The sequence below is a fragment of the Nocardia sp. NPDC023852 genome (assembly GCF_040639505.1).
GTDB lineage: Bacteria > Actinomycetota > Actinomycetes > Mycobacteriales > Mycobacteriaceae > Nocardia.
In genome coordinates this window covers 199,161-219,230 of record NZ_JBFAAB010000007.1, presented here as the reverse complement: position 1 = coordinate 219,230, position 20,070 = coordinate 199,161, and the positions used below count along the sequence as shown (strand labels likewise).

Here is a 20,070-nt window from a genome sequence, read left to right as displayed (position 1 = left end):
GCTCGTGGGACTCGAAGTACCCCCGTTCTTGAAGCCGCTCTTCCCTGTGGTGGCTGGCGATCATTGGCCGGCGACCGACGAGGAGGAGGTCTGGGCGATTGCGGACGATCTGCAAGATCTTGTCGATGAAGGTAACGCCGCGCTCGTCGAGAAGACGGCCGAGTGGGCCAAGAAGACGGCCCTGGCCTGGCCGGAGGGAGAGGGTTCGGAGGAACTCCAGCGACAGATCAGCCAGCTCGGCATGGCGGGGGCCGGCATTCTCGAGAATGCTCAGTTGCTGGCTGATGCCATCGGCGCATTCGGTAATCAAATCTATGCGACGAAACTGAACCTACTCTTTACGCTCGCGTGGGTTTTTGTCGAAGTAACCATCGCAAGCTTGGCGGGGCCGGCCGGAGAAGTGGCCGCATGGCGAGCGATCCTCAGCGGCCGCTGGGCGGCGAAATTTTTCGGTGGCTTGCTGGAGAAGGGTATCGAGTTTATCACCCGCGGCCTGGCCAAACGTTTGGTAACCAAGTTTCCGAAGATCGCTCAGTACATATCCCGTGCAGGTGGTTACCTCTACGAGGGTATCCAGGAGATGCTCGAGGAAATTTTTCAAAGCGGACTGCAGGAATGGCTCGTACAGCAATCGCTGATCGAGAAAGGCCGCCAGGACGAGCTCGACTGGGAGGCACTCGAGAAAACTATGAAGGCCGGTGCCTGGGGTGGTGCCGCGGCCGGCCTTTTCGGCCACCTTCTGCAGCGGTTGATGGGGAAATCAACCAAGTTGATGCAGATACTGCCCTACAACAAGTATGGCGGGCTCGGCCGCGGCGCTATACAGGGAATGCTGGCGGGTCTCGTGGGCGCGGTGTTCGGTGGTGTGGCCGGGGGCCGGTACGACGGCTTGTCATGGAGTGAGGCATTCGACTCGATCACCGGGCTGCAACTGCTGAGTGGTGCGGTGTCGGGCGCGCCGTCGAGCATGATCTACGGCTTCCGTGGCTATTCGGAATTCGGCGGACGGCCGATCGAGGAGCAGCAGAAGTTCCACGATCTCCGGACCTGGATGAGCGACGTCGAGGCGGACGTCCAGGCCGACGTCCTCGTCCGGCAGATGCATCGCGATATCGACATCTATCTCCAGGCCGCGGACGAGCGGGAGAGCGCGCACCAGACGCTGGACGCCGTCGTCCGGGAGGTCAGCCAGAGCGTCACCTTCGATAACGAGGGCAAAACCGAGGTCAATCAGCATGCCCGGCGGATGCTGATGGACAAGCTTCAAGCCAATGTCGCGGAGCGGATCGATCAGGGCGCATCCCTGGCCGGAGTGTCGACCGAAGCCGATGTCGACGCCGTCAAGGCCCGGGGGCAGGCCGACGGCATCGTGGCCGGGCTGCATCAGAAGGTGGACGGGCGCTTCCCGGAGGGTGCCGAGCAGTTCGCCGCGCATCGGCTGATCGACGACATGCTGTTCGGTATCGCCGCGTCGAGTCTCGGTGATTCCTCGCTGTCCGAAGCGGAGCGGTTGGCGCGGTTCGAGCAGCTCGATGAGGCACTGCAGGAGTGGATGGAGCCGGAAGCGCCCGCGGAGGAGGAAGAAGAAGAGGAGGAGGAAGCCGAAGAATCCACCGCGACGGTCGCACAGCCCGAACAGTCCTCGGGCCCCGGTTTCGTCTCGCGGATCGTCGGCGCCGACAACCTCGGTTTCTCTATCGCGATCACCAAGGCTGTGGACGAGGTGATGCAACTGGTGCCGCAGGTCTCGCAGGTCGACCTCAGCGGACTGCCGGAGAATGAACGGCGCAAACGGCAGAAGGAGTTGCGGGTATTCGAGTTCCGGCGGAACGGCTTCCGTGCGGCGCTCACCCAGGCGATCGGTGACGCGGTGCGGCGAACCGGTCCGGACGCGCGGGTCATCGCGGCACTGGGTGGAGACGGGGTTGTGCAGGTCCGGGTGGTCGACGGGCAGGCGGATCTGGAGCTGCGTGCCAATGACCAGCTGATCGGAAGTCGACGGGGCGATCAGCCCGCCCACCGAAAACTCGATTTGGTTTTCGCGAACACGGATAAGTGGGCGTATGGGTGGAGTTCATCCGGGCACAACGAGATTCGGTTCGAGGCTGACCTGACGGCACCGAGTTTCACGGCGTCCGCGCCGACCGGCTCCGAGCCGGGAGGTAGCGCGGCGGCGACCGCTTCGAAGGCGCCGGTCTTCGACGGCTGGACCGGTGTGGCGGGGTTGCGGGGGGATTTCGCCGAGTTGGTCGGTGCGTCACCGGGTTCGGAGTTCGGCGACCCCGCCGCGCCGTCTTCGCAGTCCGGCGCTGGTGCGGCGCCGTCCTCGGAGTTCGGCGACCTCACCGCGCTGAAGCAGATGGTCGGCCCCGTCCCCGCCGAATTCGCCCCCGATATGTCTTTCCTGACGGCACAGCCCGGCGGCGATCGGAAAGTCGACCATCTCGCCAAACATCTGTCCAGCTGGCTAGACGGCCAGAAAATGCCGTGGATGCAGGAAGCATTCCGCCAGATGATGGCGTACCAGGGCGGTGGGCGGCCGATCGGCGGCGTGCACGAAGTGACCGGGCCCGAGGATCTGGACCTGCGCGACTATTTGGGCGAAGTCATCACCGATGGGTTGGCCGGGTTCGGGTTGACGATCACCGATGACCACTTCGAATCCGGTGTGGCACTGGCGCTTCAGGCATTGAACGCGATGACCGCGGACTGGTCGCCTACCCAGGCCCAGCATGCGAAGACCGCGCTGGAGCAGGCCCTGCGCGACGCCGCGTCCCGGTCCGGCCACACGGTGCGGGTGGAAGCCGAGGTGACCGACGATCCGAAGACGGGATCGCGTCTGCGGGTGCACCTGTTCGATCTCGGCGCCGGGATGCCGACCGAGCTGTCTGCGCGGCCGGGCGACGGCGGGCGTGACGTCCCAGCGGTCACGTTGCATGCCGACACCTATGGCGTCGACGTCGGTGTCGCCGACAGCAACGGATTCGGCTGGCGCTACCGACTGCGATTCGAGATTCCGGCGACGCCGGCGGTGCGGTCCGAGAAATCCGGTCTCCCCGCCATCGCCGGCCGGCTGCGGGCGGCGTTCGGAGAGCTGGCCGATAGCCCGGATGCGTCGAAGCAGGTGCGCAAGTGGGCCATCGGCCGGTTGGTGGCCGAGGCGCGCGATGCGCTGGAGCAGCAGGACCTCGACGCCGATATCCGCCAGCAGCTGACCGGTGCGCTCGCCGATTTCGACGCACTGGTCGTACTGGTGACCGAAGCCGTAGCACGGGCGCGGCTGACACAACTCGGTGGTGTCGAGGTCGGTCCGTGGGCGCGGGTGGTCGGTGGCAAGCTGCTGCATATCCGCCCGGTACAGAGCGACGATCCGGTCCTGGACGATCCGGTGCTACGGGCTGCGGCGCAGCGGGGCGTGGAGATCGAGCACTGGCGGGTGCTGGTCGACGCCGCTGGTCTACCGGTGTACCAGCAGTGGCAGAACGGCAAATGGCTGCCGGGTCGACCGGACACCGAGATGGTGGATACCGCGGGTACTGCGCTGGCACAGGAGCACGCCGTGCGGACCGTGCGGGATGTGCTGGTCGCACGGGCCCTGCAGGTGCGCAATGGCCGACCGTCGCCGACTGCGGGACAACAGCTTTCGGAGTTGCTCGAGCTCGCCGAGCAGGTAGCCGAACTCCAGAAGAAACTGAAGAAGGCCGAGTTCGCGCTGGCGCAGTTGGGAAAGCTGGGCGCCGAACCCGCTGACGAAGAAGAGGACCGCTCGGCGGAGGCTGTCGAAAAAATGCGTCGGCAGGTCGCCGACTTGCGCGCCGAGCTGGCGCGGGCCCGGTCGGACTGGTTCGCGCGGGCGCAGGGCATGCAGCTCATTTCCGCGGAGTTGGCCGCCTCGGCGTCCGAGTTGCCGGTGCTGCCGGAACAGCTGCCGCAGACAATGAGCGACATCGAGACGCAGATTGGTGACCTCGACACGGAGATCGGCGGCATCGAGGCCCAACTCCTCGGGCTCGACCTCGACGCATCGGATCAGGTACCGCGTGGGCGTCGCGCTAAGGCGGCGCAGAACGCTCGGCAGGCCGAGCTGGCGCGATTACGGGCCGAACTCGAAGCTCGCAAAGAGGAGCGGGCGCGGCTGCAGGCCGAGCGGGACCGGTTGACGGCGGTGCTGGACCAGGCGGGCGAACTGTTGGCGCGGCTGGCGCAGTCGCGGGCGGCGGTCGGGCTGTCGCAACAGCAGGTCCGCACCGACGACGAGATCGCCGCCGCCGCGGACGATGCGTATCAGATCGCGAAACGGCAGCTGTATGCCTTCACCGTAGGGATGAATCCCTCTGCGGCACACATTGTTTCGGAATATGCCGTCGCCGCCGCGGACGCCATCACCGGCGACGACGCGCACGCCGCGATTCAGCGGCTTCAGGCGATCGAGGCGGGCCTGCACACCCTCGACACACAATTCGGCTCAGAGGTTTCCGGCCGCGATGGGAAGCCCAGCGCTGCGCCGATGGGCCCCGAACAGTTGGCCCAGGTACTTGCCGCAGCGGGCGTCGAGCTGCCCGAACAGCGGACGGCGACGTTCTTGCTGGCCGCGGCGGAGCGGGCGCTCAACGACCCGCAGCGCACCGATATCCCCGACCAGACGCGGCAAGAGTTGACCGCGGCCGTAGCCGAATTCCAGCGGTCGCTTCGGCAGTCGGCCGCGATCCGCGCCGAACGTGAGCAGGTCGGTGGCGCCCCGATCGGCAATTGGGGCAAAGTGGTCGGCGATCGACTGGTGATCGTTGCCGACGAAACCTCGGGCGGCAACCCGATCAGCGATCCGGGAACCCTGACGGCGCTGGAATCGGCTGGGGTCGTGGTCGAGCGGCGTGCGGTGGCCGCGGACGGTACGGTGACCGTCGCCTACTGGAACAGTGGTGCGTGGCGAACCGAACCGCCGCAGGTGATCGGACCTGACCAGCGGGTCGCGGGCAGCACCGAGTCCGCCGTGCTGGGCAGTCTCGACGCCCGACTGGCACAGCAACTGCAGACCCTGCGGAGGGTGCAGGAGGTCTTGGCGACCCAGGCACTCGCTGGGGTGTCGGATGTGGACAGCAGCATCGATCCGGTGGCCGCAGCCACCACGCTGGCCGCTGAGGTCGAGCGTCTGGATGCTGAACTCGATGACGTCGCCAGGAAAGTGGCGCAGATCGAGGCCGAGATCGAGCAGCTCGCGGCCGAACACGCCGAGCTCGTTGCCGCGCTGCAGCAGTTCGACGAGATGCCGGAGCCGACTGAGGTGCTCCGGGAACTGGGGCAGGCCCGCGCGGCGGCCCAGATCGTCATGCGGGACCAGCTGCAAGCCGAACTCGACGCACTGCGGTCCCAACAGGCGAGGCTGCAGGCACGTCGAGACAAGCTGATGGGTCCGGACGCGCCTGATTCGACCACCCAGAACTCGGATCGGTCGGGACTGCTGCGCGCACTGGCCGAGGCGAATGCCTGTGCCGAACAGATCACCCGCGAACGTAACCGGCTCGCCCGGATGGCCACCCGGCAGGCCGCCAATCTGATCGATCGCCTGTACCAGCGGGTCTTCATGGGCTACCCGGATCCCGAGCAGCGTGCCGCCGTCCGGGCGAAACTGCAGGAGTTCAGCCGCGCGGATGATGCGAAAGCCAATGGCGCCAATGCGTTCCAGCGGTTGTCCAGGGCGGAGCGCTTGTGTGCTCAGAGCAACATGTTGGAACAGGCCGCTGTCGACGCCGTTGAGCGGCGTCGCGCCGAAATGCGCCGTCCAGAGGTAGTTGCCCTGGTGCGGGCGCTCGAGGGGCTGGTCGAGTACCCGGAGCGGATGACTCCGTCGCAGTTGCTGGAGCTGGCGCGTCAGCAGCTGGGGCGTATGGACCTGCCGAAATGGGCATGGGAGCCCCTGGCCCTCGCGGCGGCCGGATACGAGGACGCGATCTCGGATGGCACATCGCCGAGCCAGGTCCGGAATGAGACCGCCATGCGTTTGGCGGAGACTTTCGATTCATTGCTCATCAACTGCGACGGGCTGACATTCGACGAAATGTGGGCCGCGGCGCAAGCGGTGCTGTCGGGGGAGTCTGACGAACTGACCGGGCGGGTCGAGCTCCGGGAGGGCGTCGAGCTGTCGCTGGATGACTACACGGCGTTGGACCAGATCCTGGCCGACCATGAATTCGCTCTTGCCTGGGACAGTGGCAATCAGACCGCGACCGATCCGAAAGAGGTTGCGGAGCAGCAATATTCGAAGAACGCTGATTCGAAGGCCACCGAGCAGGAGACGACCGCGCAGGGGATCGCCGAGTCGGGGACGACTGCGTCGGAGACCGACGATCCGGAGCAGACCGAGTCGGAGGTCCGTCGCATGTTGACGGGTGCGCTTTCGGCGGTCGGCGGTGGTCCGGACCGCATCGGCGCCCTCCCACTCGACCAGCTGGCCGACGAGGTTCGCCTCCAGCTGGCTCTGCTGGACCCCGATGACAAACACCACGGCGAACTTTCCGAGGCGCTCGCGGAATTCGACGCGCTGGTCGAGCGGCTCACCGACGCCGCCGTGCGGGCGGAACTGGAACGCCTCGGTGGCCTCCCGATCGGCACCTGGGGTCGGCTGATCGGCGGCAGGCTGATAATCATCCTGCCCGCCGGGGTGCAAGACCCGGTGCTGGACGTGTACGTGCGCCAGGCCGCGGATCGGCGTGGGGTCGAGATCGAGTTGTGGCAGGCGGGAGTCAATGCTGCGGGTCGGCCGACGTTGCGCACGCAGCGGAATGGTGAGTCGGTGGCTGGGCGGCCGATGGCTACGCAGGCCGGATCGCCGAACCCTGTTCTGACCGCGCTGCTGCAGGAACACGCGCTGCGAACGCTGCGGGATGTGCTGATCGAGCAGGCATTCCGGGTGCCGCCCGGAATGCAGGGAATGCCGGTCGCGCGGGAGGAACAACGGCTGCGGGTGCTGCAGCGGGCTCAGCAGCGTCTGGCCCGGTTGCGGGCACGGGCCGCCGGACTCGGTGGTGAGTCGCCGGAGTGGGCGGCCGCCGCGGCCGACGTCATGGAAGCGCGTCAGCAGGTTGCCGACCTGTTCGCTGAGCTGCTGCCCGAACAACTGCCGCCGGAGGACCGGCGGACGGCGCAGGTGCACGCGATCATCGACCTGCTGGCGGCCGATGTTCGCGGCGCCGAGGACATCGAGGCCACGCTGTGCTCCTATGCCGATGGTCTCGAACAGTTGCTGTCCGACTATGGTGTCGCGTCGGGCGGAACCGGGAAGGGACCAGGGGGCCAGGCGCAGCGGTTGCGGAAGCTGCTGACGGGTTTTCGTGACCTCCGAAAACGCCTCTCGCCAGCGGAATTCGCCGCTGTCTCTGCCGCGGTCGCGGGCCTGGGAAGTTCCGTTGAACCTGATGCTCCAGTTGATGACGGTCCGGTCGATGGGGAGTCTGCGGCTGAGGCCAAAGCTGAGGAGGTAGCCGATTTCGAGGCGAGGCTGAAGCGGGCAGAGTTTGCGCTGGACCAGTTGGGGAGGCTGGGCGCCGAACCCACTGACGAAAAAGAGGACCGCTCGGCGGCCGCTGTCGAGAAAATGCGTCAGCAGGTCGCCTACGTGCGCGACTTGCGCGCCGAGCTGGCGCGGGCCCGCGCGGAATTGGTCGACATCACAGGCTTGGGTGACGCTGCGGACGGTGCGACGGTCGAGGGCACCACCCCCGTGCAGAGTGCTGCCGCGTCGAAGTCGGGAGGTTCCGGGTCGGGCAAGGGCGGTCCGGGGTACACGCTCACTGAACGTCTCGGATCTTCGATACTGCGCGTACTGCCGGAGATGATGGTGCCGGGTGGGGCACTCGATCAGGTGCTCGAGAATTGGGGTTTGGGCGGAGTATCCGAATCGTTGCGGGCGCTGGTAGCGGCTGGTTTCGCGGCGCACGGGGGAGATGTCAGGGCGTCGCGCCTACCGAGTGGAGCGGTGACCATCACCGGCTACGCGGCCAATGATGATGGCTCTGGTGGTCGGGGTAAGCGTTGGGTGAGTGTCACGGCCGATCCCGATACCGGGGAAGTGCAGGTCAGGTGGCGGGCGCAGGCTGAGGGCGACCCGACCGGGTGGACCCAGCTGATGTCGGACTGGGGCAATTCCGACGATATCCGCGAGGAGGCCGCGAACTGGTTCCATGAAGTGGTCGGTGACCCGTCGGATGGGACGGCGCGCACTGTCACGGCGACGTTGTCCGGGCGGGAGCCGGACCGGGCGTTGACCGTGACTGTGAAGGGAGTTCCTGGGGGGGAGAAGACGTTCCGGGAGTCCGGCGGCGGATCCCGCCCTGCTCCGAAGCCGGACGGCAACCACGTCGATCCTGGTTCCGGCGGTGCGTCGGAACCTGCCGATGGCGCCGGTGCGGAGCAGACTGTCGCCGCCGCGCTGTCCGGTGAGCCGGGAGGCACACTCACTCTGCGGGACGGATCCACGGCCATGAGCGTGCTTCCCTACGTGGCTGATGAGGAACTCAGCCGGGTGCTCCGTGAGTGGGGGCTGAGCGATATGTCCACGTCGCTGCGGGCGCTCATAGCGGCTGGTGTCGCGACTCATGGGGGAAATGTCACGGTGTCGCGCTTGTCGGGTGGGGCGGTGATTATCACCGGCTATCCCGCCGACACAGACGGTGCTACTGGTAAGGGTAAACGTTGGTTGAGTTCGACCATCGAGCCTGCCACCGGGGCTGGACAGGTGAAGTGGCGGGTGCAGGGCGAAAGCGCTCCGGTCGGATGGCACACGTTGATGTCGGACTGGGGCAACGTCGATGATGTCCTCGAGAGAGCCGACCGCGAATTCCAGGAAAAGTTCGGTGACCTGTCGGACGGGACGGCGCGGCCGGTTACCGCGACCCTGTCCGGTGCGAAGCCGAACCGGACGGTGACGGTCACGGTGGGGGGAATGCCGGACAGGGAGTTGATATTCCAGGAGTCCGTCGGCGAATCCTGCCGTGCCGGGACGATGGACCGTGAGACCACGCGGGAAGAGCTCCTGGACGACGCCGGCTCGGCCAGCCCATCACCACAATTCGGGCCGTTCGAACCTGGTGATACGTCCATGCCTGCGGAAACAGATACCTCTGTGTCTGCCGACAGCACCTCTCTTGTCGACACGTCTGCGGTTTCGTCGGGCGGTATGGATTCACAGGGTGAGGTTGCCTCGACTGCTGGGGATCCGGACTTTGATGTGTTGTCGGCCGAGGTCGGGGCGTTGGTATCGGACTTGGCGCGCGATGCCCAGGAGATGATTGACCATCAATCGATGGTGGGGCGGCAGGCGTTGCGGCAGATGCGTGCGGTGCTGGCCGAACTCGGGGTGGATGCAGAGGAATTGGGGCCAGGCGTGTTGCGAGGCGCGGCATTCGCCGCCGCGCGTGGTGCGGGGGTGCCCGAGGTTGAGAGGTTGGCGTTGCTGTATGCGCGGACTGCTTGGGATGCGGCTGAGGAGGCGGGGGATCGGCTGCGGGGGGTGCTGGCGAAGCTGAAGGCTCTGCCGCAGAAATACGACGCCTCGGGTGTGTTGTCCGGTGATCCGCAAGCGTTGGTGGGGATGATGGCCGAGGCTGCGGTCCTGGTGTCGGATTTGTCGGACGCTGTCCGGGAGGAGCGTGGGCATCAGTCCACGGTGGCAGCGGCGGCGTTGCGGCAGATGCGTGTGTTGCTGGCCGAACTCGGGGTGGATGTGGAGGAATCGGGGCCGGGTGCGTTGCGGGGCGCGGCATTCGCCGCCGCGCGTGGTGCGGGGGTGCCCGAAGTTCAGGCGTCAGCGTTGCTGCATGCCCGGAGTGCTCGGGATGCGGCCGAGGAAGCGCAAGGCCGGCTGGAGGAAGCGTCGGCGAAGCTGGAAGAGCTCGAGGCGCTATGGGCACGCCAGCGGGACATGCGCCGCAGTGACTCGGGTGCTGGTGCGCCGAAGACGCCGGATTCGATGGGGCAGGCCGTCGATACCTCTGTGGTGACGGGCAATGCCGGGTCGGTCGAGGGGGCCGGGCAAGTTGCGGAACTGGCGGGTAAGAGCAGCAAGTCGCGTGGCGGGGATCCGGAAGCCGGGTCCGATGGTCTCGCGACAGATGAGTCTGCCGGGCAGCGGTCCGGGGCGGCGGCCGCGGGTCGGGGGCAGGGCGCCGGGGCGCTGACGATGGCCGATCTCGCCAGAATCTCCAAGGTGGAGGCCTTTAAGAAGGCGGTTGATTCCCGCTTGGCGGAGATGTTCTCGGTTTTTGGTGACGACGAATTCTCGGTGACGGCTTCGCGTTCGTTGCGGCAGGTCAGCGGCGAAGGGCAGATCGGTCTCCAGCTTGATTTGCGTTTCGATTCGGCTGGTGGGGAGAAGTTCGTGGCGGAGCTGATGATGTATCAGCGCGGTGGCCAGTGGCAGGTGTGGTGGGAGTCGACGGCCCCTGTATTGGACTCGAAGGGGCGGGCTGAGGGAGGCGAGCCGAGTTCCGAGCGTATGCGGGCAATGTTGGGGGCAATGCGGTCGCAGATGGCGGGCTGGCTGGATGCCAATGACGTCGCTTGGCAGGGATCCGTCGACGAGGTGATCGCTGTCGATGCCCGGAATGTGGCTGTGCACGGCCATAAATACGGCAATCAGATCCAGCTGATCCTCGAGGGGGTGAAGGCGGGTGATTCTTTGGCTGTGCGCCTGGCCGAGCAGAAATTGGAGTATTACCAAGAGCTACGTTCCAAGGCTTTGAAGGAGCAGCCCGTCAGGGAGGACGCTGTTAAGGCGGTGGACCAGCCGCTTGCGGTGTTGAAGAAGGCGCTCGAGGCGGCACGGCGGGCCGGTGCGGGCGTTGCGGGGCAGGCTGGTCGGTCTCCCGCGACCGCTGCGGATCCCCGGCAGGAGGCTGTGGATGGGCCCGATCCTGTTGCGGGCGTGCCGGGTTCGACGAGCTTGTCACCTACGGTGGCTACTGGTGGGGAATCGGCGCCCGGTGCGTCTTCATCATCCGATGCTGTGGCGTCGGATGATGTGGACACATCGGGTGAGAGTGCCACGGGTGCAGTGGATTCCGGGCAAGGCTGGGATTCCGGTTGGGAACCTGGTGTCTTCGATTCAATGTTTGCCGGGTTGTCTGGCGGTGCTGCTTCCGATGATGTCGTTGCGGCGGCGCGGGATTACCTGAAACAGCTGCAGAACGCCGGGGAGCGCGAGTGGAGTACGCGTTTGATGGTGGCGTTGGCGCAGTACGTCGACGGGGCGGACGGTACCTACGGTCTGGCGTTGGCGCAGATGGGGTTGACGCCGGTTGATCTGGGTGGGGGCCATCTCGGGTTCGTGGCGGGGAGCCTGGCGGATGCGGATTCGGTGGTGGTGTATGCGGGTGCGGGGGGATTGAATCCGCAGTCGGCCGAGACGGCGGGTGTCACCGATGTGTTGGCGCAGGTGCGTGCGGCTGATCCGAGTGGTCGTGTGGCGGTAGTCGTTCCGGTCGGCGGAGGTGTGTCGGGTCTGGACGACGCGTTAGCGAGTGTCGGGCATCGAGCGCCGCGGATCGTTGTCGTCGGGGACGGGCCTGACGCGGATAGAAAGGTATACGCGGCGACCAGCTCGAGGTCTGTGGCTGCGGTGGTGTTGCGGGGTGTGGCGGGTGCGCCGGACGTGAGGTTGCTGTCTGGGCTCGGGGTGGATGTGTTCGCGGTGGCGCCTGCCGATGCAGAGGACATATCGGGCGCGGTTTCGCTGCCGGCCGGAGTGGAGTCGATTCGTGGCGATGAGATCGGCCGTGTCGCGATTGGTTCGGACGGAGCGTCCCAACCGAACGGCGATGACGTCGGGTCGGGATCGAACGGCGCCCCGGGGGAGGGGACGGTCGGTGCTGGCTTGGCCGGCGCGTATGCCGAGGCGGTGAGGGAGTGCGAGTCGAGCTCGGCCCGTCTCGGTGAGCTCGCGGCGGAACTCCGGCTCGGAGAGGTGGGCTCAGAGGCTGCGGATCTGCGAGCGTTGTGTGATGCGGCGGTGCGGAAACTGGCTGAGGACCTGAAATCGGACGCAGCGCGACACAAGCAGCCACCGGAGCTGGGTGCGGTGCTCGCGAGCGTGCGGGGACCGGTCGAGCAAGCCTTGGCCAAACAGGTCGTAGAGATTCACCGGCTGGCTGAGCGTGTCATCCGATTGAATGAGCGGGCTCGGCGGATCGCGGGTCTGGAGGCGCTGCTGCGGGGTATCGCCGACGAGCGGTTGCCGGAGTTCAGGGAGCGGATGCGACGGCTCGATGAGTTCGCCCGGTCTCGTGCCCGCGCCGCCCAAGCCGGTGTGCGGCTGAATACGGTGGAGGATGCACTCGACTACGGTTTGGCGGAGTTCGCCGTACCGGGGCAGATGCGTGCCAGGGCCGTAGTGCGGCGATTCGATATCGCGGGACGGGCCCTCGAGCTGGCTGTGCGGCTCACCGGGATAGGTGTGCGGTGGGATTCGAATGAGCGGGCGTTGAATGGGGGAGCGCGCGGAGTCGTCGAACTGAGGGAAATACGCGAAGCAGCAGTCCAGGCGCTGCGCTCGGAGTTACCGGCCGGGATGTCGGGGCAGGTCCAGCCAGGGGTGCTGGAGCAGGCCCGCAGAACAGCAGAGGGGGCACCGCATTATCAGTTCTCCCGGTGTCTGGTGGAGTTCGATGCGCTGGTCACCGAATTCGGTGCGGACTTCGGGTGGACCGAGTTCGATGCGTGGGATTGCGGGCTGGGGCTGATCGATTTCATGCGCGAGCGGCTGGGACCAACGGGTGTGGAGGTGCTGCCCGAGCTGCCCGAGTTCCTGGTGAACCAGATTCTGCGGCAGGGGATGAGCGCCGGGTTGCTTGCGGTGGCGCTCGGTGCGGACTGGCATCGGGGGGAGCTGTCCGAGGAAGACGCGCAAAATATTGTCCGCGCTGGCGGGTGGGTATGGCGGACGGTGCACAAACAGGGTGATCCGGTCGCACATGTGGTCCTGCTGTATCGCGCTGATGACGGTGTGATCTACCAGCGTGAGCAGATCGGTGGCGTCCCGCGCGACGAGCCGTACAAACCGAAGGCATTGGCGGAGGGGGAGAAGGCATTCCACATCGTTATGACGGCCGGTGGTTTGCCGGAGATTTCGATGTCGGACGGGACCGTTTCGAAGGCGCGGGCTGGCGTTGACTGCCCGGAGTCGGATGTCCGAATCGGGTGGCGTCCAAACGACGAACCTGTTCCAGCGCTTCGGGTCGAGCTGTCCGAGTGGTTCGACACGTGGCCCAGCAGAGCGCATGCCCGCGCCTGGTTCCGCGCTCGGTTCGGGCACATACTGCCCGAGGGCATCGACTCCAACCGTGTCGATGCGGCAGCCGATCTGCTGGCGGATCTAGTTGACGCGTGCCCGGTGTATCCGGCCACGATCGAGGTACAGGTGCGCGATGTCGATGGTGCACCGACTGTGCGCGTCGCTACGACCTTCGGTCCTGCTCTGCAGCTCGGTCCACAGGTGGACGATCTTCCGGTGGCTCGTCTCGACGATCCCCCGGATCGTCCTGGTCCGACCGGCTCGGTGATCGGTGACCTGTTGTACAGCCGTGCTTACCGCGCCGACGCCGTGGTGGGCGAAGACCGCACTGAGGTGTGGTTCGACTATCAGCTGACGGTGCCCGCCGCATCGGCGGCTGCCCTCGTCTACACCGAAGACCCTGGTGCCGACGCCCGTCGGGTCATCGAGAAATTGAATGACGGGAAACGCTATTCGTTTGCGGGCACCGATCACAACGGCCGGTCGCGCCGGTTCCGGCTCGACGACATTTGCAGTGTCGCGACGAAAAATGCCGCCGGAGAGATCAACGGCGTCAACTTCGCTACCGATCCTGGTGAGATCGCGGGCGTCGATGAGTGGTCCCGCGAGCCCATTCGGCTGGACCACACCACATACGTCCCCAAGGATGACGTCGGCAGTTCAGAAGCCGAATCGGACTGGTCGTACGGATTCCCGGTGCGGGCGGAGTGGGCGGACGACGCGATGCGCCGACGATTCGTCTACGTTCACGCGCACGCCGACGAGAACGGGTTCGCGATTGCGGTCAAGTCGCCTCGGTCGGGAAAGTTGGTGACGCTTTACGTCGACGGGTGGACCTTCGGGATGGCGCTCGCGGCGAACCAGCACTTCCGACAGGCGGTCGTCGCCGATCCCACGGCGATGGTGAGCTTTCTGTCATGCAGTCCGGGAGGGGGGCCCGCGGCGTTGGCGGCCGTCATGGCGTTGCGTGCTGCTGGGCTGGATTTCGACGTGTGGGTACCGAAGCGCAATTTGACGTTCTTTCGGTGGCCCGCGCCGCTGTATGGCGGCGCCGCAGTCGCCGGTGTTGCTGCCGAGGTGAAGCGGGACGCGACCGGTGCGATCGAAGAGCCGACGTACATCCTGTACAGGGTCCGGCGGAAACAAGCCGGAGATGATGATGAACCATCGGAAACGACAGACGAGCCGGAAGCCGGTGCGAGTGTCGGCCCGGTCGATCGTTTTGGTGGGGGCTTCAGCCGTCGGGGTGTGATGGCGCTGGCGGGTGAGTTGGCGGCGGCGGTCGCCGTGACCGGTGTGACCGGCGCCGCGGGGAGTGCATTCACCGAGGGCGGCACGGTCGACGGCCACGAGAGCGTGCCCTCGGCGGAGCAGGGGCCGCAGGCCGCAACTGGCGGGATCGAGAGTTCGGGTGCTGCGGATGACGCCGTGCAGACGAACCGACCCGATGGCACCGCCGCTTACACCTCTTCCAAACCTGGCGAGATTCTCGCCGCCTCTGGCGGTGTGGGTGCGGATATCGACGCGAACACTGCTGCACAACAGGGGAATAGGCGAGAAGGCGGTCTCTGGGGGATAGGTAGCCTTTGGCGGAAGATCCTGACCGCAGCCGCACACGCGTTCCTGCCGACGACCACAGCATTCGCCGCCACACCGGGTAGGTCATTCCTTTCGTGGAAAGGTGCGCCATTCGAGGCAAGGACTGTCGATGAGGTCGTGTCAGCGTTGGGTGAGCAAGACGCCGCGGTCGTATCGGTGTTGCGGAACCTGGCGCGAACCGCATTCGATGCGGGGCGTGGGGTGGTGCGGGTGCAAGTCGGCACGACCGAATCCGGTGAGTTGGCTGTGGAGGTACACGACGATAGGGGCGTGCTGCTCACGGTGACGGTGTCGGGCACCGAGTTGACCGCGACATGGCAAGTGCTGCAGCAGAACCGGAGCGGGTTCGATATCGCGCTCGCGCAAACGGCGGAGTTCGACGCCGATCGTGTCGGCGAATACTCGCTGCGGGAGGTCATGGCGGTCCTGAACCGCTACGTCGGCGCCCATGACCTGACCGTGCGGGTGACGGTGCCGTTGCGTAAGCAACCTCCGCACGTGGCGCAAATTCCGCACATGGTGTGGCGGGTCGGCAATCTGCCGTTCGGCGTGCTGCCCGAGGATGCCGATGGTGGCCCTGCGGCGTACCAGCCGTCGACATCCCCCAGCGGATTGCGTCCCGAAAACCCGAATGACGATCTGGGTATCAGTCCGGCCGAGTCCATCGGGACGTACCGGAATCCGGAAGCAGCAGCACCCTTGACAACCCGCCTGCGGGAAGCGCTCGTGGGGCTGCGGGATGGTCCTGAGCGGATGCCCCTCGTGTGGGAAGCGCTCGGGGCCGACGCGGACGATCCAACCCGGGATCCTCTGCGCAGAGCGCTGCAGGCTCTTATCGCTTATCCCGAGCGGATGTCCCTCGATGACCTGGTCGCGGTAGCGCGCGAGGTGACGTCGTGGCCGCAGTTGTCCGGCGAAGAGTGGGCGAAGGTGGCCGGGGTGCTGGTCGATTACGATGCCGTGGTCGCGGCGGCGGTATCGGCGCACCGGCAGCGGTTGGGCGGTGTGCCGGTTGGTGATTGGGCCACAGTGCTCGATGACCATGTTGTGGTGCTCACCCCGGCGGGCGTGGATGACCCGGTGCTGGATCCGCAGGTGCGGCAGGCGATCGAGGCGCACATCCCAGTCGAGCGCTTGCGGATTCGGCTCGATGCCTCCGAACAGCCTGTGGTCGAGCGGTGGATCCGCGGCGACTGGAGGACTGCGGTGTCGTCGAGTCGTGAGTTGGCGATGCCCGACGATGCTGACGGAAACGTCTACGCATGGTTCGAGGACTGGTTGGGGGAGCTGTACGAGCCGTCCGATGTGCCCCAGGCGGTGGAAGACTTCAGGACGGTGTGGGGTTACCTGCGTAATGACCCGGCGTCGCCGGGGTTCGACGCCGGCCGGGTATTCGACCCTGCGCGTGAGTACGAAATCGCGCTCTTGTTGGGGCACAAGTGGCCCGTACACGCGATTTTTGCCGGAAGGTTCCTTGTTGCGCAGGGACTCGGTGATGTTGTGATGGCTGTCTCCGGCTGGAAAGGCGAGGCGGACACGGCAAAGTTCTTCGCTGAGCGGGTGGGCTTCCCCGGAGACCAGATCATCGTGGAACGGTACGCCGTGAACACTCCCCAAAACGTCGAGAAATCGATGCCGATGCTGGCGGACCATCTCGGTCTGGATGGTGTCGAGGATCTCGCAGGTAAGAACATCCTCGTTTTCGCTCGGCCACCCCACGGGCGGCGCGGGGGCTTGATTGTGGAGAAGTTCGGCCCACGGTTCGACCAGATTGCCGTGGTGTCGGTCGATGTTTCGGTCGAGGCATTCCTTCGTTACGGATTGCCGAGCGGCCCATCCGAGACGCCGAATCATGACGACATCGCGTTGGTGTTGCTGAACGAAGTGCGACTGCTGGCAGAACCCCTCGGTGAGGGCTTCGGTCTCGGACAAGCGGTACCAGAGGAGGTGCGCGAGGCCTATGACCGCCTCAGTGCGGTATTCGGGCCGGATGAATATGTGCGGCTGAGCGGCTCTGTGGGGGAGTCGCTGCGACTTCGGCAGCGAAACTTGCAGTTGGTAGCAGAATCTGTTGCCGCGCAACATATTCGGACCTCGACTCCTCCGAAAGCGGCAGTGGCCGAGGTGGCGGGGATGTTCGACGCGGCACGCGCCGTCGATGCCACGGACGCGCAACTAGCCGATATCGCTGCGCACATCCAGCTCCTGGAGCAGACGGCCGAGACCTCCGGCTTGTCGCCCGAGCAGAACGCTACCCTCGCGGCATTGCGCGCGGAGCGGGACGAACTCGTCACTCGCCGCGCCAGGGCCCGTATCGACTGGTACGCGCACGCCGACCGTTTGCAGTTGGATCCGCCGCGGCTGGGCGCGCACGAGACCGCTCCGATGCCTTACCAACTCCCGCAACTGCTGACCACGCTGGACGATCAGCTCATCGCGGCGGAGGACGATATCGATGAGTTGACCACCGAAGTCGAGGAACTCGACTATCGGTTGCGTGGCGATCCGCCTATTCATCAGCTGAACCTCAGCGGCGATGTGGACAAGCAGCGGGCCGCTAACGCGGCCGATCAAGCCGAGCGGCGGCGGCTGGCCGAAAGGCGCGTAGCCGCAAGGGAAGAACTCGCGTCCCGGCTGGCCGATCGGGACAGGTTGCGCGGCGAACGCGCCGAGTTCGCGGAGATGCTCGGTCAGCCTGCCACCCTGACCCCGGACCGGTTGGGGGAGACCGCACAACGTTTCCTGGGCCGGTGGGCGCCGCTCGAAATGCTTGCGGCAGTCGCGGCTCGCGCCGAAGAAGCCGGTGCGGATCGGATGCGGATCCTCGCCCCGCTGGTCGATAAGCTCGCCGGGCTGGCGGATACTTCAGATGATCCTGACGAGCTGTTGGCTGCGGCACGCGAGGTCATGACACGTCCTGGGCTGCCGGAAGATCACTGGGGTCTGATAGCGAAGGTTCTGGCCGATTACGACGAGCCGGTTGTGGGGAACGCCGACGACACGGGCGGGCTCTCCACGGACGACGCGGCGACCGACACCTCCGTGAACGCGGCAACCGGCACTGCGGAGCCGACACCGCTCCAAGGCGCCCGCGGGCTCGGCTTCTCCGAGGTGTCGGGGCCCGAGGACCTCGATGCCGTGACTCCGGACGCGCTCGATCGCGGTGAGACTTTCCCATCGGATGACGGCAGCGGGCAAACGGAACCTGCCGATGGCACTGCTGGATACACCTCATCCGGTGGTGCGGGTTGGAGTCGGCGTGGTGTATTGACTACGGCTGGCCGGGTTGCAGGTGGGGCGGTGGTGGTTGGGTCCGGGTTGGTGGGGGGTGGTGATAGTGCCGCCGAATCCAGTTGGTTGCATGAGACTTTCGGTACTGAGGTCGCCGAGCTCGTCAATTATTCGGAGTCGTTGTGTCGGCGGATCAATGAGCTGCTGCTGAGCGAGCGGCCTTGGACGATCGGGTATGGGGATCGGACCGTGGTGGATCACGATGCCCGAATGATTCTGATCGACCAGGATGCCCAGTCGGATCCGGCGCAGGTTGTGTATCTGCTCGCGGTGGCGGTTGGGGAGGCTGGTGGAGATCCGCTGCGGTATTTGGCTTTTGTGCCGAATCCGGAGGGGATGTCTCGCGAGGATTTTGTAGAGGCGTATCTGCTGGCGCGGTTCTCGCAGTACGCGGATCATCTGTTGGTGGCCGCGCAGGCTCGGTGGGAGATTCTGGAGGGGTCCCGTGCCGAGGGTGCGCCGGTCGATATTGTCGAGTTCGAGCCTGTTGATTTCGACATCGAGCCGAATAAGCATGGGGAGGAGGTCGCCTATGAGCAGTTGAGGATCGGAATCTGGGATCCGCAGATTGCGCGTGAGTGGATTGCGCGGGAGTTGATGGAGGATCCCGACGCGCCCTATTACGACTCTTGGGTGGAAGAGGCTGAGTCGCAGTGGGATGCGGCCAATGGTGGCGAGCGCTCCGGTGGCAATAGTGTGGCGGCCGTTGAGGATCCCAGGGCTGGTATTGCTGGTGCGCCTGGTGATGGGGTGGTTGCGGGGGCAGCTGCGGTGGGTGCTGGTGTTGCGGGGTTCGGTGGTGATGAGCATGGTGGTTCGGGTCGTGATGGCGGATTCTCGAATGAGGGGGACGCTCCGTACACGCCACCGCCCATGCCGCATTCGGCGACCAAGCCGGGTGCGGAAGTACCAGCTGACCTTCTCGAAGAGAACCTTCAGGTAATTCTGAGGGTTTTGCGGGAAGTCCACCACCTCGACGAATCCGACGCTGTTTATCGGATATTGGCGGAGGCGGACGCAGAGCAAGTTGAGGCGGCACGCCTCGAGTTGGGCGGATTCGATCGGCAGATCCTGAGTGCACGGATTGGTCCGGCGGACGACGCAGATGTCTGGGTGAGAGCACTTCGGCAGGCCCGCATGACACACAGAACGCAATATCTGGAGGACGAGCGGGCCGCGATTGAAAACCTTGCCGAAAAGGTTGGGGAGCTGGCTGAATCGGACGGTGCGAACGACAGCGGCGTCACGAGACGCACAGTGGTCAAGGGTGGGGTAGCCGCGCTCGTTGCGACAGCTGTTGCGGTTCCATCCGGCGAGGACGGCAATCTTTCGCTCGACGATGTTCCGCAATCACCGATCCTGGAGACCGGACTCGGTCCGGAAATCGACGCCCTGGTCGACGGGCTGGCCCGGCGGTCCGAATATTTCATGGTGCAGTTCAACCGTGCTCGCGGCAACGGTCAGACGATCGAAAATGGTGGCGACAAGTGCCATTGCGATGGAACCCACGGTACGTACAGCCGTGATAAAACGCTGGTTCAGGTGGACTGTGCCGAAATAGCGAACCGTGCGCAAGAAATTGCGATGGAGCGAGGGGAGACTGATCCGGATCGGATTGCCGATGAGATCGCGGCGCGAATCCTGCTCACACTCGCGCATGAACTCGGCCACGCAAACTATGGTGTGGACACCGCCAAGGCTCCTTGGCAAGTGGGGACGACCAGGGCACACTGGATCGCCATTGAGCTGCGCAAGCGTTACGAGAACGAGGCACACGCCGCGCTCGTATCCGCCCGAGTGCGTCGTGAGCTCGAGAAGCAATTGGGCAGCCTGCCACCGGATGCTTTCACCACGAACAAATATGGCGAGATGGAGGCATATGACGACATCGGTCGGAT

General features: G+C 65.7%; 1 protein-coding gene (cut by a window edge). It reads left to right on the top strand.

Going from position 1 to position 20,070, the window contains the following annotated elements; genetic code table 11:
* The first annotated feature begins 4 nt into the window (after nt 1-4).
* Nucleotides 5-20,070: the 5' end (the start) of a glycerophosphodiester phosphodiesterase family protein gene (locus tag AB0H00_RS14330; protein ID WP_357265723.1), read on the top strand. The gene runs 103,210 nt beyond the window's last position; 20,066 of the gene's 123,276 nt are visible here — the first part of the coding sequence; it begins with the start codon at nt 5-7; its stop codon lies off the right edge, out of view.